This is a genomic window from Acinetobacter sp. A2, assembly GCF_048537555.1.
In the GTDB taxonomy this organism is placed as follows: domain Bacteria; phylum Pseudomonadota; class Gammaproteobacteria; order Pseudomonadales; family Moraxellaceae; genus Acinetobacter.
This window is the reverse complement of record NZ_CP183239.1, coordinates 2,540,426-2,563,181: the sequence shown is the minus strand read 5'-3', so window position 1 is coordinate 2,563,181 and position 22,756 is coordinate 2,540,426. Positions and strand designations below refer to the sequence as shown.

Sequence of the window (22,756 nt, the reverse complement as noted above, 5' to 3'; positions counted from 1 at the left end):
TGGAATGTATGTACTGTGTTGAGCTGATTTGTTCAGATCAACACAGCCATGTGAGCAATATGATCAGAAAGAAAGCTTAATCAAGCTTTGAATTGGAAGATGAATCGTCTTCGGGTAGGTCGTGTGCAAGTGTGGCTTTCGGCATCATTAAAGCTTCGGGTTGATTATTTTCATGCAACCATTCACGCCAAATAGCCAGTAACACGGCCAAAATAACAGGGCCAATAAACAGACCAATTAAGCCAAAGCTAGCAATACCACCCAGTACACCAAACATAATCAATAAGAATGGAATTTGGGTCGCACCTGAAATCACCAAAGGTCGGATGACGTTATCTGCCGTGCTGACTACACACACGCCCCAAGCCATAACGCCAATGGCTTCCATGGTATGCCCTTGGGTGAATAACCATAAGGATACCGAACCATAAGCCAGCGGTGGGCCAAAGGGAATCAGCGCAAATAAGAAGGTCACAATTGTCAGTACCATTGGGTTAGGTACATCGGCCACAAAATAACTTACACCTGCCAATAAGGCCTGTGCAATTGCCGTAAGACCAACCCCATACACCACGGCACGTGTGGTTTCAGAAATGGTATCTAAATAGTGGTGAATACGTGGCCCAATCACCATTTCTAAAGCCTTGCTGACTTGATGCAAGATGGTGTGACCATCACGATAGAAAAAGAAGAGCGATAACAGGGCAAAACCCAGTTTAATCAGATTTTTACTGACCTCATTAATGACCACTTTTCCGTAGTTTAAATGTCCCTGAATCCATAAGGAAATAGACTGCACAATACTGTTGGGATCGTGGTTAATTTCTTTGAGAGTGCGGGTGACTTCTTTTCCGATAATCGGTAAATTACGAATAAGATCAGGCACATCTAAATGGCCAGAAAAGACCTGTTTTTGCAATTCGTAATATAAATTGCGCCCTTCATGTTGCAGAATAAAAATGGCAAAGGTGAGTGGAATACCTACTACCAACGTGACCAACAGCATCATTAGGGCTGCACTGAGTGTAGGACGATGACCGCATAGACGTAGCACCGACTGATACAGTGGCCAGCTCATGTAGGCAATAATTGCTGCCCAAACAACAGGAACAATGAAGTATTTGAGTATATGAAAACCCAAAAACATCAGGACAAAAAACAGTCCAAACAATAAAATTTTTTGTAATGTTGGCGCGTACTGTTGCACTGAATTCACTGAAACATTCCTAAGGTCATGTGCCATATTAACTGAAAAAAAAGCTCCCGAAAACGAGAGCTTGGTAAGTTCTGGTGAATAAACCCTAAACAGGGGATATTCTAGGCTTTAAAACCATTGGCTAGGGTCATCTACTATGGCGTTTAACACAGGTTGCCATTGATCTTGCATCTGTAAATAAGTCTTTTGAGTTTTATCAAAAATACTGAGACCCTGCATGGCCAATTGTCCGTAAGCGGCGCGTTCTGAAATCCAAGCCACAGGCTGCTGTTCAATTTTTTGGAAAAAGTCCTGAATATCTTTAGAACTGGCAGAGTTTGGTTTGACACGGTTGGCCAGTAATAAAATTTGTACCTTGCCTTTGCGAATGCGCTTAATATCTTGTAAATGCTTTAAAAAGCGACGAGTGGAGTCAATATCAAAAAACGAAGGTTGTAGCGGCGTGATAATAGCATGCGCTTCACTGACCAATTGTTCAGCATGCTCGCCCGATAATGCCCCAGGTGCATCAATAATTAAGTATTCAATATTTTTAGGTGCATCACCAATCGACTTTTCGTGACGCCAGTCCAGACTTTGAATTGGGGCGGCTGTTTCTGGTCGTTGTTTTAACCACTGTAGCGCAGATTTTTGGTTGTCGGCATCAGCTAAGGCAACTTTATAGCCTTTTTGTGCAAGTGCAGATGCTAAACTAATAGCCGTAATGGTTTTACCACAGCCACCTTTTTGGTTGGCAATCAATATAGTTTTCATGACCCTCGAATCGATTTTACGCTGCTCACTCCTAGCATAGCATTGTTTTATGCTCGGAATATGACAGTTGACAAAAGTCGTAAAGAGAACTGAAAAAATTCAGGATTAGAAGGTTAAATGTCAATTTGGATGGCCATGCTGATTGGGGCATGTATAGGCGTAGTGTTGACCACGCTGATTTTGAGTAATAGCCGTAACGGGCGGATTAAAGCTGAGTATGAGCAATATATTGCAGAAATTGAACTTGCTCATCAGCAGGCGTTATTGCAGGCGCAAAAGCGCAGTGTAAACACCAGCCGTGCGGTGCTAAAAGGCAAAATGGCAGAGCAACTGGCACCGATTATGCCAGAATTTCAGTATTTACCCAGTGATGCCAAATTTTTAGGTGATCCTGTCGATTATGTGGTGTTTGATGGTTATACCGATTATCGGGATGGCAACGGACGTGCCGAAGATATTGCCATTGTCTTAATTGATATTAAAAGTGGTGGTGCGCGTCTGACCAAAGGCCAGCAAGCCATTGCTCAGGCAATTCAGCAGGGTAAAATTCGTTTTGAAACTATCCGTATTGATTTTCAAGATAATGATTAAACATATCTCACGCTGTAACAACGCGACATGACGTCATCTTTGTGGGTTGCATGGCAATGTAAGAGGCATAGTTGGTTTTAGCTATTGAAGCAAAGTCTTTGCATTTAGATTTTAAAGTGATGACTTTAACTTATCATTTGGGTTTATGCACCCGCGCCAATAACATACGCTGCGCAAGGCTTGGAATGCCTGCAACATCGATATAGCGAACTTCGCCCAATTCAAAACCCGTTTCGAGTAGGGCGACTTCAATATCACGATTTAGATGGCAGCCATCTGCAACTTTCTTTTGAATAGGGGTAAGCAGGTGCTGTAAACGCTGAATATTTAGGCTTTGTCGGTTCAGCACATGCTCCACCACATGCAAAGTACCGCCGGGTTGTAGTACACGATAAATTTCCCGCAAACTTTGTGCCAAATCTGCAATGCTGCACAGCGTCCAAGTAGACACCACATGCTGTAGTTGCTCATCGGCAAAAGGGAGTTGTTCTGCACTTGCAGCAATGTGCTCAACTAAAAAGGGTGCTGCGTCAATTCGTTCCTGTGCCAGTTGAAAGACGGCTGCATTGGGCTCTAAGGCATAAACCGTATCGATATTTTGATAAAAAGCTAAATTGATCCCTGTACCAAAGCCTATTTCTAACACTTCACCTGACACGCCCAATAAAAGTTCACGGCGCAAATCCATGAGCGACGGGGTTTGCATGACTTGATTGAGCAGGTGCGGAAAAATATATTTTTGATAAAGTCGGTACAGCATATTTTAATCTGATCATTCCTTTTTATTACCTTTGAGCTTAGCTGAAAAGTCTGTGCTTTTGCTATGTCAGTACATGCCAAAGACTGCATTTTGTTACTAATTTCAACTATTGTATTCATGATCTAGCGCTAAGATAAAAAGCTGAATACATGAATTTGATGGGCTGATGACCATGATGAAAAAGCATATTTCACTCAAACTGACCGCATTATTGTTGACTTTGGCTTTGCCATGTTCTGGCTATGCTTCGGTTGAGCGTAATATTGCCAAAGGCTTACCACCTGTCGTGAAAGGTCAGTCGATTGAAGTCTTGCAACCCTTTAAAGGTGATTTTCGGATTTTGGGTTCTAAAACCTATCAACATGATGCCCAAGCCAAATTTTCTCCAATTGATTATGCGGTGAGTTGGGGTTTATTTGCTGAACCTGAAATTGCCCGTCATATCACGGTCAATCAATATGACCGCTATTTAAACTGGAAAATAGATCGTTTGCCTGTACCTGCGGAACAAGCCATGCAAATGGTCTCCAATATGCACATCATTCCTGCCAACCCACAAATTGCCAAAGAAATTAAGAAGGTCAAACGTGGCGATTTGGTGCGTTTAAAAGGGGAGTTGGTGGAAGTCAAAGATCAGGATTTGGTCTGGACATCATCGCTTACCCCTGCCGATACGGGGGATGGTGCTTGTGAGGTATTTCGCGTCAGTTCAATTCAGTGGATTGAAAAGGTTAAAAGTTAGGACAGGGTGATGAATGGCTATTTGCGCATGTGTTTGAGTGGATGTGTTGTGGCAGTGGGCATAAGTGCATGCACAGGTATGAATTCAAGCATTGATGGACAAACGTTTAAATTTACGGCACAGCAGCAATGTCCCGCATTGTTAGAAATGGATGTTGGGCAAACTTTAGAATTACAACTGAATGAAAACCTAAGCACAGGCTATCAATGGAGTTTGGTAGAGCCGCTGAAGTTATTTGATGTAGAAAGTATTTATCACACTACTGAAGCTTCATCTTCTGCCCAAGTAGGGCAAGGCGGACAAAAAATATTTTATTTTCAGGCTATCAAGGCTGGTCAGGAATTACTCCACGTGAAACATGCCCGAGCATGGGAAAAAACCGCAATACAAGAATGGCAATGTCGGGTGCGTATTTCTTGATGTGTTTGATTATGCTAAACAGCTCGAATCATTGTTAGATTCAACGGCAAAGAATCTATAATTTCTTAAAATAAAAAGCCTTGTGAGGCTGTTTATAATCAGTATCACACGGCTTTCCTATCTAAATTTAAAACTAAAATACTCAAAATTATTTGGCGCTGAGTGCTTGCCCTTCAAATCGGATGCCATCCCAACCATGTTGCATAAACTGGCGAATGTTTTGGTGGTCACTGCCTGTCAGGTTTGCACGTACCGAGGCATAGTGTTCTGCAAACAAACTGAGGGTTTGTGCCTGATCTAAACCTTTTAACTGAGCAAAAGAAAATACTTTAGCGCTGCCCTGATTTTCAGTGGCAGCATTGTTTTGTTGTCCATTTTTAAATGCGGTTGGGGTGTGGTTATAGTGTGCTTCAATGAATGCAATCACATCGGCAAATGTTGCACTGCCTGCCTCAAGTTGAGCCAATAATTCTTTTGCCATGACATCCTCCACATGTGCCTAAATTGAAATAATATGCAGACTAGCGCAATTTGGTTTTGAGTGGAAAACTTTTTCGTGTATTTAACTTATGTGATTTAGGAAGATGTAAAATCTGAGCAAAGATATGGATGCTTCGGGCAAGATATCTTGAAATACAGAGTGATTGATATTAAATAATCATATTGACAAATATAGTCAAACATATACAATTTAGGTATTGAATTTTAAAAAAACTTGCAATGAAATACTTGACTGAAAGCTTAAAGAAAGTAGAGCAAGACCTTGCTTATTTTGTATCCCCTGAAAATAAAGATGGGTTTATTAAGGAATTTGCATCATGGGTCTATGGTGAGTGGTCAAAGAATGATTTCTATGAAACCGATATTGTAGATTTAGGCTATGATTGTTCTTCGTACCCTGAAAAAACAAATCAATCACTCTCCGATAAATGCCCCACCTATGCTGATTTTATTAATGCAAATACAGGCTTTTCTGAATGTACTCACGTTTCAGGACAGGGTATGCGCTGTCAAGAATATGAGGAAAAATTATTAGAGATTTTTGGTGATGCTTGCGCTAAAAAACTAGATGATTTAGTAGAGCCATATCAACTAGAAGTGCCTGAAAAATACAAAAAATTTGCAGAAAATATTAGTGAACTAATTTTCCTTGAAGTTGTTGATCATCATGAGGATTCAGAACTTTATGAGGTTTGTGACGATATTTTATTAAAATATAATCAGCTAGGAGTCGCATCATCCCCTTATACATGCCCTATCTGTGGATGGGATGAAGACAATGATCTAGCCATATATTGTGATGAATCCATATTTAAAGACTATACACTTGAGGATTTCAAGAAGTTAGCGGAGATTGATTAATGTATTCTCCTGCTAAATTCGGTGAAATGATTGGGAAGTCGGTTAAAACTCTACAAAGATGGGATGCCGAAGGTATTTTGGTTGCATGTCGAAATCCTAAAAATCGCAGATACTACACGCACGATCAATACCTTGAATATATCGGTATAAAAGCAACGGAAGCTAAATCGTCAGTAATTGTTTATTCAAGGGTATCTAGTGTTGCTCAAAAGCCCGATTTAGCTAATCAGGTGGCAGCTTTAGAAACTTTTTGTACTGTAAATGGCTATGCTGTTGATGATTGGGTGTCAGAGGTTGGAAGTGGTTTGAATTATAAAAGAAAGAAATTCAATCAGCTTTTTCTTGATATTGAAATGGGTAAAGTTTCAATGCTTGTCATCGCTCACAAAGACCGTTTGGTGCGTTTTGGTTTTGAGTGGTTTGAATCTTTTGCTGAAAGACATGGTTGTAAAGTTATTATTATGAATCAAGAATCTCTTTCCCCAACGGAAGAAGTAACACAAGACTTGTTAGCGATTATTCATTGTTTTTCCTCTCGACTTTACGGATTAAGAAAATACAAAGAAAAAGTTAAAGAATTAGTGAATAGTAAGGAATAACTTTTTGAAACTAACACGCATCCACCATTGTAAAAACTTGAATGTGCAAAAGTACAAACAGCTTGAGAAACAAGCTGTTTTACTTGGTCGTATTCGTAGCGAGGTGTGGGCTAAATATGGTGCTATTTCAGGTTTGAATATCAGTGACAGAGCTATTCGTGATGCGTGGATGAAAGAAAGTCGTGACTTTGGTGTTTCTGCAAATGCGTGGAAAGAAACGCTACGTGATTGCGTAGGTGATATTAAAGCCTATCGAGAAGCATCAAAAGACAAAGTAAAGCAGGCGATCCGAAAACGCACCTCCTGTAATAATGAACAAAAAAGACTATACACCTTGCTTAAAAAAGATGAATGGATGACTGATAATTTCCTCCATCGTCAAATGCGTAATCACTTTAAGCATGGTGTTAATCACACACATAATCAAATTATTGTTCGTGCGGATATGTGTAAAACCTTTGAGTTAAATGGTCAATGTTGGCTTAAAGTACCAAGCCTAATCCCTCGACAAACCATTAAAATCCCATTAAATACGACTGTTGATTTTGCACCGCAAGGCACATTAAGAATTATTCTAAAAAATGGCAATATTGAAGTTCATTCAACCTATGATGCAGTTGAAACACAAGATTGTGGTCAGGAAACAGTAGGTGTTGATAAAGGGTACTCAGAAGCTTTTGTGGACTCTGATGGCGATGTATATGGGAGTGGTCTAGGCAAGCTGATCTCAAGTGAATCAGATTATTTAAATCAAAAGTACAAGCACAGAAACAAGCTCAGAGCGATTTCTAAAGCCAAACCACACAAGAAACAGAAAATTGAGTTAAATAATCTAGGTCGAAAAAAACTAGATAAGCGACAAGATACTCAAAAAGCAAAGCTCAAAACATTAATATTTACAGCAACTCACAAGTTGGTTGATAAAGCCAAAGTGATTGTTGCGGAAGATTTAACATCCCCAATTCAAAGTAAACGCAACTATGGCAAAAACACCAATAGACGCTTAAATACATGGGCTAAAGGTTTGTTAGCTAATGCCCTAACTTCTATATCTCACCGTAGAGGTTCTACGGTGCATCTAGTCAATTCTGCATATACTTCGCAAAGTGATTCTTTCTTGCATGGCCTTTTAATAGGTACACGTAAGGGAGATCGTTTTCATCGTTTTAATGGGGAAGTTGTGCAAGCTGATTGGAATGCTGCGAGAAACGTGCTTGCAAGATTAAATGACAATGAGATAAGTCGTTATACGCCTTACAAAACTGTAAAGCGTATATTGCAAGAACGGACTGACCGCTACAAGTCGGAACTGACCGACTCAGGCTCTAGTTACACGCTTGGCAACAAGACATTAACAGAGTGCGAATTAGTCCTTGACTATGTTTGACTACATTTTAAGGAACAGTGAGATCACGTGTGACTAAAAATTATGGCTGTGAGAAATACACGACATAGCCGCAAAAAGGACAGCAGAACAGATGAATTGGCTATTGGTGGCAATTGGCGGTGCATTGGGGGCAAGTTTACGTTATGCCGCAAGCCTGTATTTATTTAAATCGGCACAGCATTTTCCATGGGCAACGTGGTCGGTCAATCTGTTTGGCTGCTTTTTGGCGGGTGTATTTTTTGCATTGAGTCAGAAATATCCTGTGTTGCAGCAGGAAGCCCGCTTATTGCTGATGGTTGGAATTTTAGGTGGTTTTACCACATTTTCTAGTTTTGGGTTGGAAACTTGGCAATTGTTGCGACAGGGACAGCACGGTTTGGCTTTTGGCTATGCCATGTCGAGCGTGGTTTTGGGCGTAATTTTTCTGGCTGTAGGTTTTTATAGTATTCAACAAGTTTTAAAACATTAACTGCCTATATTTGCTTTTCAGATAAAAAGAAGCCCAAGCTGGAGGAGAGTGCCTGGGCTTTGAAGATAGAGAACTGCTCAGCTTGGCGCTAAGCAATTGGGCTATGATTAAACTATAAAATAGAAAACTTAACTGAATATGAAGTTATTGTGAGCGTTTGAAACGTGCAAAACGTTTATTGAAACTCGCCACACGACCTTCGTTACTGGTTTGACGTTGCTCACCTGTATAGAACGGATGTGAAGCACTAGAAATATCCAAAGTCACATAAGGATAAACTTTGCCTTCATACTCTTTAGTTTGACTGCTTTGCAGGGTACTACCAATAACAAAGTAGGCATTGGCATTGGTGTCGTGGAATAAAACTTCACGATATTCAGGATGGATATCTGGACGCATAGGATTTCTCCGAACAAAAAGGTGAGATGATAAATTTATTTAAAGAAATGTTATAACATAACGTTAATCTTGGCAAATAAAACCCATCTCTGGGCTTTATTTTTAACATCACCTTGTTCAGTGAAACGCTGAGTTTAGTCTCGTGATGGAACCAACTCTTCAAAAATATCATTTAAATTGTCATGCACTTTTAAATGAATCAGATTCCAATAATGTCCAGATACGGTACGATTCACCATGAGGGTATCGGGCGAAGGTTTGAATACATCCCAGTATTTCAGCGAACTTTTGACCAGTTCAACCCCATCATGGTGGGCAGAGTTTTCTGCAAAGTCATAATGTGTGGTTAGTGGGCGCATCAACACTTCTAGCCACTGATGATATAGATCTTCAGGGAATTTACCTCGTGCAGAAATTGCCTGCAACGCATCTAAATGCTGTTCAATTTCGGCAATATCTTGTGCACGTGCGGCATGAATCAGTTGTCTAAAATGATGTACCACATCGCTCGACAGAGTTTTCACACCGCCGTAGTCATAAATAATGACCGAACCGTCTTCACGGAAGGCAAAATTGCCTGGATGCGGGTCGCAATGGAAGCGTTTTAAATAAAAGATTTCTTGGCCCATAGCACGCAGTAAGCGTCGCCCCAAAGTGTTACGGGTGCGCTGTGACCATGTACTGGCGGTTTCAATACTTTCGCCCTGTTCCAAACTTAAGGTTAAAATGTGCCGTGAAGAATAGTCTTTGAAAACCTGTGGAATAATAATTTTATCATCCAAAGCTGCGTGAAATGTACGTGCTACTTCAAGGTTTTGTGCTTCGATTTGATAATTCAGTTCATTGTCTAAACTTTCCTGAATTTCCTGAAACAGACGGTCTTGCAATTTACGGTCTATTTTTAACACACCCATTAAGCGCAAGGCTAAACGGACTTGTTTTAGGTCGCTTTCACAGGCTTCATCCACCCCTGGATATTGCACTTTAACCACCACTTGTTCGCCATTGGGCAAAATGGCTTTATGCACTTGTCCAATCGAAGCGGCTGCAAATGGCGTTTCATCAAAGTGTTTAAAAATTTTATCGAGTGGTTTACCGAGTTCTTTTTCAACTTGTGCTTTAATTTCGGCAAAAGGCATAGCAGGCGCTTGGCGTTGTAATTTACTGATGGCTTTAGCGACTTCAGGCGGAAAAATGTCTTTATATTGTGAGGCAATTTGCCCAACTTTCATGACTGCGCCTTTCATTTCACCTAAAGTATTGGCAATTTGGACACCAATATCTTGAAACAATTGGCTGCGTGCCGCATTTTTTTGTTGTTCATCAGCTGTCAGGTTTTTAATTGAATTCGATACGGTTTTAGTTGCAATACTTGCGGTCATGCCCGCCAGTTTCATAAAGCGACGACCGGGTGTACGCGCCGTTTTTGCCATGCGATGTTCCTCAAGATCATCTTTACTGTATTTTGATCATAAGTGTTCGTGAGCAAAATGCCTACTTTTAATTGTTAATGCATTTATTTGGATGACAACCCCAACATGCCAAAAGGTATTTCGGTATGTTGGAGTATGTTTAAGGGCTGTGTTTATTGGGCAAACTGGCGTTCCAGTCGCTGATTATTAAAATATAAACGGGTTAAGAGTAACACGCAGGCAATACTTAAACCGACAATCAACCCGACCCACACGCCTGCAGCACCCATGCTGCTGTAACGGGTTAAATACACGCCAATTGGAAAGGCGATGACCCAATAGGCAAGCATGGTAATCCACATTGGGCCTTGCGTATCTTGCATACCACGTAAGCAACCTGCCGCACTGATTTGCCAAGCATCCATGAGTTGATAAGCAATAGCAAACAACAATAAATATAAAGTGACTTGCGCCACTTGCGGGTCATTGCTGTAAATAGAAATAATTTCAGGGCGGAAAAACCACATCAGTGCCATGGTGGAAAATGCAAACAGGGTAGCGGTGGCAAAACCCAATACCTGTACTTTACGCATGGCATGAATGTTCTGTTCGCCATAATAGGTACCAATGCGAATGGTCAGAGCAATTGCCAACGACATGGGAATCATAAACAGTTGTGAAGTCACGGACATGGCAATTTGATGTGCAGCCAATGTCGTTTCACCCAAAGGACTAATGACGATAGCGGCGGTACTGAAAATACTGACTTCAAAGAAAATTGCCAGACCAATTGGCATGCCAAGCAGCAAAATGCGCTTGATCCAGATCGCGTCAAGCGTTTCCCATTGACTAAAAACCTGAGTGCTTTGATAGGCGCTGCTTTTAAAAATATACAGGGCTAAGCTAAAGAACATGAGCCATTGTAAAATTGCGGTGGCAAAACCACAGCCTGCACTGCCCAATTCAGGCAAAGGCCCCCATCCATACATAAACATAAAGTTGAGAGGCACCAACAAGACCAAAGCCAGCAAACTAATGACCGTGACGGGACGTGGATAGCCCAATGCTTCAGAATAACCGCGCAAGGCGGCATACATGGTTACGGCAGGCATACCAAAGCCAATGGCATGTAAGAATAAGCCTGCTTTGGGTTGTAAACTTTCAGGCACACCAAACACAGGCAGCAGAGCAGGCATGAACTGTAAAATCAGGCCTGCAATCACGCCTAAAATAAAGGCAATCCATAAGGACTGGCGGGCAATGGTGGCAATTTTTTCAGGGGTTCGTGCCCCTTTGGCTTCTGCCACCAAAGGTGTGGTGGCAATCATAATGCCACTAAACAGCAGCATAATGGGCATCCATAACCCGACCCCCACCGCAATAGCGGCCAAGTCGGTAGCAGACATGTGGCCTGCCATAATGGTATCAATCAGCCCTAGACCTGCTTGGGCAAACTGGGTGACCAAAATTGGAATCATGAGCTGAAACAGTTGTTTTAACTCAAAACGGGTACTGGTCACAGAATTCATTTTTGACACAAAAAATCTCAATACATGAGGTGCTTAGCGTTTTGGTTATGAGCGTTGTAAAGTGAGAAGCACACCAATAAAAATCACCACGCTACCTAAAAGACGTTGCCAGTTAATGCTGACTTTTTCCGTGCCCAAGAACCCAAAATGATCAATTAGCATAGAAGTGAGCATTTGCCCAAAAATAATCACCCCTGATAAGGTGAGCAAACTTAATTTTGGCGCGCTATAAATACTGATGCTAATTGCATAAACTCCTAAACATCCACCCATCCATAAATACCATGGAATGTGTTGCAAGGTACTGAAGCTAGGTTTTTCGACTTGTTGGAAAAAAACCAAAATGGCTAAAACTATTGTACCAACCAAAAAAGAGAAAAGGGCAGCTTGTAGCGGAGAATATAAATATTCCCGCAATTGGCTGTTAATTGCGGTCTGGAAAGCCATGGCAATCCCAATGCCCATGGCGAGCGGCAAAAGTAAGAATAGTTGACTGGAAACCTTCATCATTTTATCGCTTTTTTCTTATTGGTGATTTTCTAGTCTAAAGCAAATTGTAGGGAATACAGCGGTGTCCTGCTGTAGTCATGTTAAAATCTGTATCACTGTTCTGATTTTGCACTGAGCCTTGCTTTGAAGCCCTTAATACCCGCAGATATTCCTTTGTCTTTATACATTCACATGCCGTGGTGTGTGCGTAAGTGCCCCTATTGTGATTTTAACTCGCATGCTGTGCCTGACGGCAAGCTGAGTCTAGATTTGGAGCAGGAATATCTACAGGCTTTGGTGGAAGATTTTAAAACCCAAACCCAGTTTGCACAGGGGCGAAAAATTCATAGTGTCTTTATTGGTGGTGGCACGCCTTCACTGATTTCTGCACAGGGTTATCAATGGTTATTTACACAATTGCAAGCGCTGATTGCCTTTGAAGATGGCTGTGAAATTACTTTAGAAGCCAACCCAGGTACTGTTGAGCATGATCCTTTTGCAGATTATTTGGTTGCAGGAATTAACCGTCTGTCGATAGGCGTGCAAAGTTTTAATACAGCACATTTACAAAAATTAGGGCGTATTCACTCCAATGATGATGCAATTTCTGCGATTGCATTGGCACGTGAAGCAGGTTTTCAGCGTATTAATGTAGATTTAATGCATGGCTTGCCTGAGCAAACACTAGAACAGGCGCTGCAAGATTTAAAACTGGCGGTGGAACACGGTGCAACACATATTTCATGGTATCAATTGACCATTGAACCGAATACGGTATTTTTCCGCACGCAGCCAATTTTACCTGTAGATGATGTTTTGGAAGAGATTCAGGCACAGGGTGAAGCTTATTTAACTGCGCAAGGTTTTGTGAATTATGAAGTCTCGGCATGGCGTAAAGAGCTGCCGTCTGCACATAATTTAAATTATTGGCAATTTGGCGATTATTTAGCGATTGGGGCCGGGGCACATGGCAAAGTGACTTTGCCTGATGGGGTGTATCGTTTCCAGAAAACCCGTTTGCCAAAAGATTATTTAGCCAAAGTGCCTGCAGAGCATTTGCAGTTTAAAGCGATTAGCGCAGAAGAGTTGCCATTTGAGTTTATGATGAATGCGCTGCGCCTGAATGATGGGGTAGATGCAAAACTGTATGCTGCTCGTACAGGTTTAAATTTAGCCGATATGCAGGATATTTTAGGCACTTTGCGTCAGCGTCAATTATTGCAGAATGATCCAAACCGACTGGCATGTACCGAGCAAGGGCATGTGTTTTTAAACTCGGTATTGGAAGCGTTTCTTTGATGCGTGGCTGAAAAAGATTCAGATCTGAGATATTGTGATGTAAATAAAAAAAAGAGCGCATATTGCGCTCTTTTATTTGCTTCTACTTAGAAAATTTTAGTAATCAAAACTAAAATGTTCTGGTGCTAAAGCGGTCATGGTTTTAGATGGATTTACCATTGCTTCTGCATGACCTTGGGTACGTGGCAATAAACGCTCAAAGTAGAAATCGGCAACTTTGATTTTGGCTTTATAGAATTCAGGTGTTTCCTGACCATTACCTTCTGCCAATTTGGTTGAAGCGACAGCCGCTTGTTGCGCCCAGAAATAAGCCATCATCACATAGCCAGAGAACATCAAGAAATCAACCGAAGCACTAGAAACGATGTCACGGTCTTTACGTGCTGCCAACATAATACGCACGGTTAATGCATTCCATTGTGCACATAGCTTAGTCAAGTCCCATGCAAAACGACGCATGTATTTATTACGTGCGTGCTGACCACAGAATTTTAAAATTTCAGCTGTGTAGTCACGAATCACTTTGCCTTTAGAGCTTAATAAGACTTTACGACCAATCAAATCGAGTGCCTGAACACCAGTTGTACCTTCGTAAAGTGTTGAAATACGTGAGTCACGTACAATTTGCTCCATGCCCCATTCTTTAATATAGCCATGACCGCCATAGACTTGCATGCCGTGGTTGGCTGCTTCATAACCCATTTCAGTCAAGAAGCCTTTTAAGATAGGAGTGTAGAAACCTAAATGGTCATCATGTGCTTCAAAGGCAGCGGTATCGCCACGCATTAAGGCATCATTCATTTTGTCTGCCAATTGTGCAGCATGATAAATCATGGCACGACCGCCTTCAGCTACTGCTTTTTGAGTCAACAGCATACGACGTACATCGGCATGGTGAATAATTGCATCAGCTGCTTTTTCAGGGTCTTTTTTACCTGAAAGTGCACGCATAGACATACGTTCTTTGGCATACGGTAAAGCACCTTGGAAAGCCAATTCTGCATGGCAAATCCCTTGGATTGCTGTACCAATACGCGCGGTATTCATAAAGGTAAACATGGCATGTAAGCCTTTATTTGGTTCACCAATCAAATAACCCACCGCATTGTCAAAGTTTAAGACCGCAGTTGCAGAAGCACGGATCCCCATTTTGTGCTCAATAGAGCCACAAGTTACAGGGTTTCGTTCACCCACAGCGCCTTCTGCAGTCGGCAAGAACTTCGGTACGATAAATAACGAAATACCTTTCGTACCCGCAGGTGCATCTGGAAGACGTGCTAAAACAATGTGAATAATGTTTTCAGTCAGGTCGTGTTCACCTGCAGAAATAAAGATTTTGGTGCCTGAAATAGCATAGGTGCCATCGGCTTGAGGTTCAGCTTTAGTTTTGACCTGACCCAAGTCAGTACCACATTGTGGTTCAGTCAAACACATCGTGCCCGACCATGTGCCCGCTACCAAGTGCGGTAAATAAGTGTCTTTTTGCTCTTCAGTACCAAATTGCATAATAGTGTTGATACAGCCCACACTTAAACCTGGGTACATTTGGAATGACCAGTTGGCAGTACCCATCATTTCAGATTTGATGAGGTTAAGTGACATAGGCAGGTTTTGACCGCCGTACTGTTCAGGGTAAGACAGACCTTGCCAACCACCTTGAACAAATTGGTCATAGGCTTCTTTAAAGCCTTTAGGTGTAGTTACATCGCCATTTTCAAAATGACAGCCTTCTTCATCGCCAGATTGATTGAGTGGAGAAAGTACATTTTCACAGAAATCTGCTGCACCTTCTAAAATCATATCGACTGTATCTGCGTCTGCAAGTTCACCGTTAGAAAGATTTTTGTAATGGGTCGGGTAATCAAGCACTTCGTTCATTAAGAAACGAATATCGTGTAATGGGGCTTTATATGCTGGCATAGTCTTAATCCTAATTTAGAAATAGTTTTGGATTATCTGTATCGATATGTTGATTATTCACACTCATGGTCAAAATACATTGATAAGAATAGCGAATAAAAATGTCAGAAATGCGAATTATGAAAATTTTTCAACCTAAAAATATGAATAGAACACTATGTTAGAATGTATCATAATCTGTGCGTTTGAATAGACCAATCTATAATGAATATAAGGTGTTTACCAATGAAGGTACAATTAAAATATTTATCTTTATGTCTTTTTAGTTTAGCGGCAACAGGTTGTTCTCAGCATGTCATAAAGACCAATTCCAATCAGGCGGTGACCTTAGAACAAAAAGCTGTGACTGGCTTAAATGCCATTTTTGAAACGCCAAGTTATGACTTTCAAGGTCAATTGCGCGTGCAAGCCAAACAACAGGATAGCCCCTCTAAAACAGTGACTACACAGCCTGCTGAATTAGACCCAGCGCTCAAAAAGCAGGTAGATCAACATTTAAAACAGCAAAAAATTCGTTTAAGTACCCAAGAAAAGCAAAATTTATATGCGGCTATGGCAAAGGAGCAGCGCAGCGCATCTGATGTTTTGGGTGTTGCAGGAAAATCTAATCCCTTTGATTTTATGTTAAATGTGCTGAACGATACACAGTTTGACTATGACGGATCGGTACATTATCACCAAAAAATAGCAGCCTTAAATGTGGCAGCCCGTTATGAAAAACCGACGCTGTTGGTACAAATGAAAGTACCGATGGTGATTGATTTTAATGAGTACAAGTTTTATACCAATTATTTTTCATTGCTGCCGTATCTGGTCAATAAAGACAGCCAAAATGACTTTGCCTATGTCGACTTTTCTAAATATAAGTCAGACATTGAACGGGTGAAGGTAAAGGAATTTGCAGCGTATTTAAAAGCATTAAACGCAGTGCCTTATGTTTTGGCAGGTTCCCAACAAATTCAAAAAGTGAATTTAACTACGGCAGAGCGCCAACAGAAATTCAGTGAAAAAATCCGCTATAGCAGCAGCTTAGAAGACATGATGCTGCAGTTGTCGATGTTTGATCATGTCAATGCGCCGTATTTACAGCAGACCGTGTTAGGGCAGGCAGCAGCAACAGAAGATGCTACGGAGCAAGTGGCAGCTAATGCATCGTCTGAGCATGCTCAAGATGCACCTGCCAAAGAGTTGAGTCCTGAAGAATATTTAAAACAAAATGAAACGGCTGAAGATTATGGCATGAGCCAAGAAGGCTTCGTAGCGTATCAAGCAGCGGTCGCCTTGCGTAATTTGGTCAGCCAGAAGTTTTATGAGACTGAATCAAATCAGGAAGATGAGGCTGCTGATTCAACAGTGGTGACAGAAGCAGCATCCTCAGAGGCTTATGATGCAGCAACTCAGGCAGCCGAAGAGGCGATAAATGCGGCTGCATTAGAAGAAAACATATTAAGTGAGCAAGATTGTGAGCGTCTTATTGAAACAGCCAAAACAGCCAAAGTGGGTGATTTGACCTATTGTGCGTATGCTTATGAATTAAAAGCCTTCACCGAAAGCCGTGCTGCACAGGCAGAATCGGTATTTGAGGCGCATTTTAATACCCCGCAAGAAAAACTGGCTGAACTTTTTAAACCCTACCGTTCTGAACAATTGGTCGATGCAGCAGCTTTTGCAGCGTTGTGGCAAAAACATCAGGCTGAAATTCAGCAGATTATGAACACGACTGATGCACGTAAAAAAACACCCATTCAAATTGATGTGGCTTTAGATGATCAGGGGCGTGCCGCAAAAGTGGATTATGCCCTGCAATTTGAGCGTGAAAATTATGGCACTATTCATGTGCGTAATGATGTGCAGATTTCCAATTATGGAAATGCTAATAAGATAGACCGTGCAGCATTGCGTCAGGCAAAGTCTATTCAAGAAGTCAGTAAAGATTCTATTTTAGAAAAATGGGTGAAAAATTTAGGTCGTAGTCTGGAACAGGATACGGCAGCCAGTGAGCAGGCAGCCATCACAGCTACACTCAGTTATACCGATGAATTAAAGCAATTGGCTGAAAAGACCTATCAACAAAAAGGTTCATTTAGTGAAACTTATCAGACTTTATTTTTAGTGCACATGGCAGCAGAGCAGCGTGAGTGGGTGAAAAACTTAAGTCCGCAAACTTTGCAGGAAATGGCAGAAGTCTATGCCTATTGGTTTAGTGACGAGCGCTACTATGACCCGCAAGGTGCAGCACTCAAACGGATTGAAGCCCTGCAAGCCAAGCATCATTTGCAGGAAGATGTACAATTTAATAACGCCATTGGTCGTCATATTAATAATTTGACTGAAGATGCCGTCGATGAAAATAAAGTGGCATTGGACTGGCGCAAGCTCAAACAACAGTATAAACAGCCACAACAGATGTTTGCGCAGCAATATCAAAAGTTGTATCAAGCTGCTTATACTTGGGATACGCCCGATCTCGCTAGTTTAAAGAAAACGGCACAGATTTTAGGTCAAACTTATATTGATCATCAAAAAGGTAAAATGAGTCAGAGTTCAATTCAGTCTTTGAGCTTAGAACAGGCTGAAATGATTGATTATGAAATTTATATGGATGTGTATGAAGATATGCAGAAATATGTGAAATAAACCGAGCATAAAAAATGGGCAGTCATGGTTATACAAGATTGTCCAGTTCAAAAAATAGCCCTTTTGCTGATGCTAAAGGGCTATTTTCTTGAATGATGATTTAGAGAAAATCTTTTAACTCAGGTTTCACCCCATTCCAAATATAAAAAGATTCAATGGCCTGTCCAACTAACATACCAAAACCTTCGGAAGTGGGTACGCCACGTGCTTTGGCTTGTTCTAAAAAGCTAGATGCTTTGCCATATGCCATTTCATAGGCAGAGTTGAATTGCAAACTTTCAGGCAGTACCAAGGCATCCCCAGTTAAACTGGCAGAGGTTGCATTAATGGCCAAATCAAATTGACCTGTTAAATCGGTTAGTGCCATGGCCTGTAATTTGGCTTGTGGCACAGCAGCTTGTAAGTCGGCAACCAGTTGTTCTGCACGAGCAAGGGTACGGTTAGCAATTACGATTTTCTTCGCACCTGCTTGAACCAATGGATAGATGACACCACGTGTTGCACCACCCGCACCAATAATTAGAATGTCGCTTTGTTTTAAGTTCCAGCCCAATGCGGTAATGGCATCGACTAAGCCTTGTCCATCGGTATTGTCGCCATGTAGAACACCATCTTGCATCCATAAGGTGTTGACAGCTTTGGCAATTTTGGCACGCTCGGTCAATACGCCACATTCAGCAAAGGCTTGTTCTTTAAATGGCACGGTCACATTCATACCGACACCACCTTGCGCAAAAAAGTCCTGCACGCTGTCACGAAAACCATCCAGTGGGGCAAGGCGTTTGCTGTATTGCAGTTGAATACCGGTTTTGTCTGCAAAAGCATGATGCAGTTCAGGAGAGCGAGATTGTTCAATTGGGTTGCCAATCACGGCAAATTGTTTGCGCATGTGCCAAAATCCAGATGCTGAAATGCAGACCAATATACGTGAAATTGGGCGTGGACTGAAGCGTTGCACAGAATAAAAACCTGTGGCTATCACTGCTGTGAAAGCGCTAAAATTTTAGCTGGAAGATAAACGCGTGGAAGGGTTAAGGATTACAAATGGCGAGCACTGTTTCCAAAACTAAAATTGCTGCAGTCACAAACATGGCAATGCCTGCCAAAATACTGCTGCTAATGGCCAAACCATGTGATAGATGACTTTCAAAGATAAAAGTCATGCAAATTGAGCCAACTAAAATGGCAAAGGTAGACCAAAATAAAATAATTTTGGGTTTGGTGAATGTGTGCAGCATGGATATCTCCTGACAGATGTGGCGCAGTTTGTCATGTTGCTTTGACAGTTTGATGAATAAGCTTGCGATGCAGTCTGTTTGAATGATGAATTTTTTTATTCATGTCTGGTTGCATCGTAGAGTCGCGTGCGCAGTCACATCGTCTATTAAAGTCCATCCGCAACATCATGACAGTTAATTGATGCTGTGCATATTTATTGATTTGAAAATAAGCGATAAAGTTTGTAAGCAAAAAAGCGATTCGTGGAGGAATCGCTTTTTTAGAAGTTGAATGTGATCTTTTCTACAGTGAGCTGGCTTCGAGATTTAACCAGTCGCGAGGTTTTAAATAGTAGTCAGTGAGTTTTTTCTCTGCTGAATCTTCCGCCCATTCAGGACGATACGACCAGCCTGCCAAGTTCGGTAAACTCACTAAAATTGACTCAATCCGTCCACCTGTTTGTAAACCAAATAAGGTGCCACGGTCATAGACTAGATTGTATTCAACATAACGCCCGCGACGGTAAAGCTGAAACTCGCGTTGTGCTTCAGTATAGGCTTTGTCACGGTTACGTTCAAAAATTGGCAGAATCGCTTCCAAATAACCATTGCCAACAGCCTGAATATAGTTAAAACAGGTTTCAAAGTTCCATTGATTCAAGTCATCAAAAAATAAGCCACCGACACCACGTTGTTCATCACGGTGCTTTAAATAAAAGTAGTCATCACACCATTTTTTATGTTCTGCGTAAACCTTTTCACCAAAAGGGGCACACAAATCATGTGCAGTTTGGTGCCATGCCAAAACATCTTCGTCATTTGGATAAAACGGTGTCAGGTCAAAACCACCACCGAACCACCAAATTGGCGGCTGTCCTTCGGGTTCAGCGACAAATAAACGCACATTGGCATGTGAAGTTGGCACATTCGGGTTTTTCGGGTGAATCACCAATGACACGCCCATCGCCTGCGCAGGTGCACCTGCAATATTCGGATGGCGTTCTGTTGCAGAGGCTGGTAGTTTGGAGATGTTGATGTGTGAGAACATCACCCCGCCTTTTTCAATCACCGTACCGTTTTGTAAGACACGGGAACGACCACCGCCACCTTCAGGACGTTGCCAGTCATCAATTTCAAACTGTGCGTTTCCGCCACCTGCTTGTTCTTGTTGTTCTAAAGCCGCACAAATTCGCGCCTGTAAATCGAGAAGAAATTCACGTACCCGCTGAATATCCGCGTGAGTAGGATGCGACATGGCCACCTCAGCATAAAAATAAAATGGCTTACATCAAAACATAAAAGCCTGTAAAAATTAAGCGCTTTGTCTGAATTGTCTTAGCAAATCTGTGAATGAGGTAAATAGAGCATTTTATCCAGAGTATTCCGAGCAAAAGACTAGGTTGATTTCCACTTATAAGCTCAGCACAATAGTTTGCAGGCCAAAGCAAATTTTGCAGGGCGCTAATTCACTGGATGAGGCAGATGGGATGACACAGCAGGCAAATTCTTTAATTCAAAAATACAATGTGCCTGGACCACGCTATACCAGTTATCCAACCGTGCCATATTGGGATGACGAAACATTCTCAGCAGAGGCATGGCAGCAAACCCTGAAGCGTTCTTTTGATGAATCCAATGCCAGTGAAGGTATCAGTCTGTATATTCATCTGCCATTTTGTGAAAGTTTATGTACGTTTTGTGGCTGTCATAAGCGGGTTACCAAGAGGCATGAGGTTGAACAGCCTTATATCCAGGCGGTATTAAAAGAATGGGACTTGTATTGTCAGTTGCTGAAAGCTACACCAATTATTAAAGAAATTCATTTGGGCGGCGGTACACCGACTTTCTTTTCAGTGGAACACCTAACGCAGTTGATTCAGGGCATTTTGGCTAAAGCTGAAGTGGCTGATCAACATGAATTTAGTTTTGAAGGGCATCCCAATAACACCACTCGTGAGCATTTACAGGCTTTATATGATTTGGGTTTTCGTCGGGTTAGTTATGGTGTGCAAGACTACAATGAAAAAGTACAACGTGCTATTCATCGACTGCAGCCTTTTGAGCATGTGCAACGTGTGACCGAGTGGGCGCGTGAAATTGGCTATGATTCTATTTCGCATGATCTAGTGTTTGGTTTGCCATTTCAGAATTTAGATGATGTGTTGAATACCATTGAACAGACCCATCGTTTAATGCCAGACCGCTTGGCATTTTATAGTTATGCACATGTGCCTTGGATTAAAGGTAATGGTCAACGTGGTTTTAAAGATGAAGATGTGCCTAAAGATGAATTAAAACGTCAGTGCTATGAAGAAGGCAAAAATCGACTCTTGGCACATGGTTACCATGAAATTGGCATGGATCACTTTGCTTTAGCCAGTGATGGTATGTACCAGTCATTTAAAAATGGCAGTTTGCATCGTAACTTTATGGGGTATACCGCATCTAAAACACAGGTCATGATTGGTTTAGGTGTTTCATCAATCAGCGACAGTTGGTATAGCTTTGCCCAAAATGAAAAAAGTATTGAAGATTATTACGCGCGTTTAGAGCGCAACGAGATTCCTGTGTTTAAAGGGCATGTGCTGAATCGGGAAGATTTGGTGATTCGTCAGCATATTTTGAATTTAATGTGCAGCTTTGAAACCTCTTGGGCTAATCCCGAACTGAACTTTGCAGAAATTGAGCAGGTATTGCAGCAATTGCAAGAAATGCAAGAAGATGAATTGCTGTCGATTCAAGATCAGCACATTCAAATTTTGGAAAAAGGCAAACCCTTTGTGCGCAATATTTGTATGGCCTTTGATTTGCGCTTAAAACGCCGTATGCCAAATAACCGTATTTTTTCGATGACGATTTAAGTAAATCAGTTCTAAATTGCGGCATCCCTAATTAAAAAAGGTGACTTAGAAGTCACCTTTATCATACATGTGCGCCATACGTTCATGCTTGGTTTGCAAATATTCCTCATTGAATGGATTCAAACCCACAGTGAGTGGTACACGGTCTACCACCGTAATCCCTTGTTCTTGCAATGCTTGAATTTTCAACGGGTTATTGGTAATTAGGCGCACAGTTTTGACCTGCAAATGATCTAGCATGATGCTGCACATATCATAGCGACGTGCATCGGCAGGTAAATTCAGCATCAAATTGGCATCGACTGTGTCATGTCCTTGATCTTGCAGGGCATAAGCACGAATTTTATTGGTCAAGCCAATGCCACGGCCTTCTTGGCGTAAATATAAAATCACCCCTTGTCCTGCATCATTAATCAGGCGCTGAGTGGCTTGTAACTGCGGGCCACAATCGCACTTCAAAGACGCGAAAGCATCGCCAGTTAAACATTCTGAGTGGATGCGTACTAAAACAGGTTCGCTAGGTGCGGTGTCTAAACCTTTGGATAATGCCACATGTTCTTCGCCAGTTTCAGGATCTTGAAATACCGTAATCTTGAACTCACCAAATGCAGTCGGTAATCGTGAGGTTGCGACAAACTTAATCGGCACTGTTTAACTCGTGAATAGTCGATAAATTGTTTAAAGTATAGCGTAA

Annotated in this window: 23 protein-coding genes; 10 read left to right on the top strand and 13 right to left on the bottom strand. The window is 41.5% G+C overall.

The window, feature by feature from the left end:
• Positions 1-76 precede the first annotated feature (76 nt).
• Entirely contained in the window at positions 77-1,216 is a 1,140-nt protein-coding gene (locus ACNS8M_RS12195) for an AI-2E family transporter (RefSeq protein ID WP_096901248.1), read from the bottom strand.
• A gap of 108 nt (positions 1,217-1,324) precedes the next feature.
• Positions 1,325-1,969 (bottom strand): ParA family protein, encoded by a 645-nt coding sequence (locus ACNS8M_RS12190; RefSeq protein WP_096901247.1) that lies wholly within the window; start codon positions 1,967-1,969, stop codon positions 1,325-1,327.
• 117 nt (positions 1,970-2,086) lie between these two features.
• Between ACNS8M_RS12190 and ACNS8M_RS12185 the strand changes: the two genes are divergently transcribed.
• Complete coding sequence (locus ACNS8M_RS12185) at positions 2,087-2,560, top strand: Holliday junction resolvase-like protein (RefSeq protein WP_168418498.1); 474 nt, start codon at positions 2,087-2,089, stop codon at positions 2,558-2,560.
• Positions 2,561-2,693: 133 nt separating this feature from the next.
• On the opposite strand, the gene ACNS8M_RS12180 is transcribed toward ACNS8M_RS12185, so the two are convergent.
• Positions 2,694-3,320, bottom strand: a complete 627-nt coding sequence (locus tag ACNS8M_RS12180; RefSeq protein WP_419224844.1) for a class I SAM-dependent methyltransferase — start codon at positions 3,318-3,320, stop codon at positions 2,694-2,696.
• 175 nt (positions 3,321-3,495) lie between these two features.
• Here ACNS8M_RS12180 and ACNS8M_RS12175 point away from each other — a divergent pair, with 175 nt between their 5' ends.
• Both ACNS8M_RS12175 and ACNS8M_RS12170 read left to right on the top strand, forming a co-directional pair.
• A complete protein-coding gene (locus ACNS8M_RS12175) occupies positions 3,496-4,062 on the top strand; it encodes a hypothetical protein (protein ID WP_419225340.1) in 567 nt (188 codons plus the stop codon).
• 9 nt (positions 4,063-4,071) lie between these two features.
• Positions 4,072-4,482, top strand: coding sequence for a protease inhibitor I42 family protein (locus ACNS8M_RS12170; protein WP_419224843.1), 411 nt, complete (start codon positions 4,072-4,074; stop codon positions 4,480-4,482).
• 148 nt (positions 4,483-4,630) lie between these two features.
• Here the strand turns inward: ACNS8M_RS12170 and ACNS8M_RS12165 are convergent, their stop codons facing one another.
• The gene (locus ACNS8M_RS12165; RefSeq protein ID WP_168418502.1) at positions 4,631-4,963 is read right to left on the bottom strand and encodes a HopJ type III effector protein; all 333 of its coding nucleotides are present in this window, start codon (positions 4,961-4,963) and stop codon (positions 4,631-4,633) included.
• 239 nt (positions 4,964-5,202) lie between these two features.
• Between ACNS8M_RS12165 and ACNS8M_RS12160 the strand changes: the two genes are divergently transcribed.
• From ACNS8M_RS12160 to crcB, 4 genes are all read left to right on the top strand, one after another.
• Positions 5,203-5,844, top strand: a complete 642-nt coding sequence (locus tag ACNS8M_RS12160; protein WP_096902615.1) for a hypothetical protein — start codon at positions 5,203-5,205, stop codon at positions 5,842-5,844.
• Positions 5,844-6,443, top strand: coding sequence for an IS607 family transposase (locus ACNS8M_RS12155; RefSeq protein WP_419224842.1), 600 nt, complete (start codon positions 5,844-5,846; stop codon positions 6,441-6,443). The genes ACNS8M_RS12160 and ACNS8M_RS12155 overlap by 1 nt, the downstream gene beginning before the upstream one ends.
• Before the next feature lie 4 nt (positions 6,444-6,447).
• Positions 6,448-7,830, top strand: a complete 1,383-nt coding sequence (locus ACNS8M_RS12150) for an IS200/IS605 family accessory protein TnpB-related protein (protein ID WP_419224841.1) — start codon at positions 6,448-6,450, stop codon at positions 7,828-7,830.
• Between the two features lie 91 nt (positions 7,831-7,921).
• Positions 7,922-8,299 (top strand): fluoride efflux transporter CrcB, encoded by a 378-nt coding sequence (gene crcB / locus ACNS8M_RS12145; protein WP_104852609.1) that lies wholly within the window; start codon positions 7,922-7,924, stop codon positions 8,297-8,299.
• 144 nt (positions 8,300-8,443) lie between these two features.
• Here crcB and ACNS8M_RS12140 read toward each other — a convergent pair whose 3' ends face one another.
• The 4 genes from ACNS8M_RS12140 to ACNS8M_RS12125 form a co-directional block, all read right to left on the bottom strand.
• Positions 8,444-8,698, bottom strand: coding sequence for a type B 50S ribosomal protein L31 (locus ACNS8M_RS12140; protein ID WP_096901241.1), 255 nt, complete (start codon positions 8,696-8,698; stop codon positions 8,444-8,446).
• Between the two features lie 134 nt (positions 8,699-8,832).
• Complete coding sequence (locus ACNS8M_RS12135) at positions 8,833-10,131, bottom strand: ABC1 kinase family protein (protein ID WP_168419196.1); 1,299 nt, start codon at positions 10,129-10,131, stop codon at positions 8,833-8,835.
• Positions 10,132-10,283: 152 nt separating this feature from the next.
• Positions 10,284-11,639, bottom strand: a complete 1,356-nt coding sequence (locus ACNS8M_RS12130; RefSeq protein WP_419225339.1) for an MATE family efflux transporter — start codon at positions 11,637-11,639, stop codon at positions 10,284-10,286.
• A gap of 45 nt (positions 11,640-11,684) precedes the next feature.
• The gene (locus tag ACNS8M_RS12125) at positions 11,685-12,149 is read right to left on the bottom strand and encodes a DMT family transporter (protein ID WP_419224840.1); all 465 of its coding nucleotides are present in this window, start codon (positions 12,147-12,149) and stop codon (positions 11,685-11,687) included.
• A 123-nt stretch (positions 12,150-12,272) separates the two neighbouring features.
• On the opposite strand from ACNS8M_RS12125, the gene hemW reads away from it, so the two are divergent.
• Positions 12,273-13,427, top strand: coding sequence for a radical SAM family heme chaperone HemW (hemW, locus tag ACNS8M_RS12120; RefSeq protein ID WP_419224839.1), 1,155 nt, complete (start codon positions 12,273-12,275; stop codon positions 13,425-13,427).
• A 96-nt stretch (positions 13,428-13,523) separates the two neighbouring features.
• Here the strand turns inward: hemW and ACNS8M_RS12115 are convergent, their stop codons facing one another.
• On the bottom strand, positions 13,524-15,347 hold the full coding sequence (locus ACNS8M_RS12115) for an acyl-CoA dehydrogenase C-terminal domain-containing protein (protein ID WP_096901237.1): 1,824 nt from the start codon (positions 15,345-15,347) through the stop codon (positions 13,524-13,526).
• Between the two features lie 225 nt (positions 15,348-15,572).
• Between ACNS8M_RS12115 and ACNS8M_RS12110 the strand changes: the two genes are divergently transcribed.
• Positions 15,573-17,984 carry a hypothetical protein gene (locus ACNS8M_RS12110; protein WP_419224838.1) on the top strand — a complete coding sequence of 804 codons (2,412 nt, stop codon included), beginning with the start codon at positions 15,573-15,575 and terminating at the stop codon, positions 17,982-17,984.
• Between the two features lie 100 nt (positions 17,985-18,084).
• Here ACNS8M_RS12110 and aroE read toward each other — a convergent pair whose 3' ends face one another.
• From aroE to hemF, 3 genes are all read right to left on the bottom strand, one after another.
• Positions 18,085-18,873: a shikimate dehydrogenase gene (gene aroE, locus ACNS8M_RS12105; RefSeq protein ID WP_096901235.1), complete on the bottom strand. Its 789-nt coding sequence runs from the start codon at positions 18,871-18,873 to the stop codon at positions 18,085-18,087.
• 142 nt (positions 18,874-19,015) lie between these two features.
• Complete coding sequence (locus ACNS8M_RS12100; protein ID WP_419224837.1) at positions 19,016-19,222, bottom strand: hypothetical protein; 207 nt, start codon at positions 19,220-19,222, stop codon at positions 19,016-19,018.
• Positions 19,223-19,505: 283 nt separating this feature from the next.
• Complete coding sequence (gene hemF / locus ACNS8M_RS12095; protein WP_168526374.1) at positions 19,506-20,456, bottom strand: oxygen-dependent coproporphyrinogen oxidase; 951 nt, start codon at positions 20,454-20,456, stop codon at positions 19,506-19,508.
• A 232-nt stretch (positions 20,457-20,688) separates the two neighbouring features.
• Between hemF and hemN the strand changes: the two genes are divergently transcribed.
• Positions 20,689-22,062 (top strand): oxygen-independent coproporphyrinogen III oxidase, encoded by a 1,374-nt coding sequence (hemN, locus tag ACNS8M_RS12090; RefSeq protein ID WP_168541567.1) that lies wholly within the window; start codon positions 20,689-20,691, stop codon positions 22,060-22,062.
• Between the two features lie 45 nt (positions 22,063-22,107).
• Here the strand turns inward: hemN and ribA are convergent, their stop codons facing one another.
• Positions 22,108-22,710: a GTP cyclohydrolase II gene (ribA, locus tag ACNS8M_RS12085; protein WP_168419189.1), complete on the bottom strand. Its 603-nt coding sequence runs from the start codon at positions 22,708-22,710 to the stop codon at positions 22,108-22,110.
• Between the last annotated feature and the right edge of the window lie 46 nt (positions 22,711-22,756).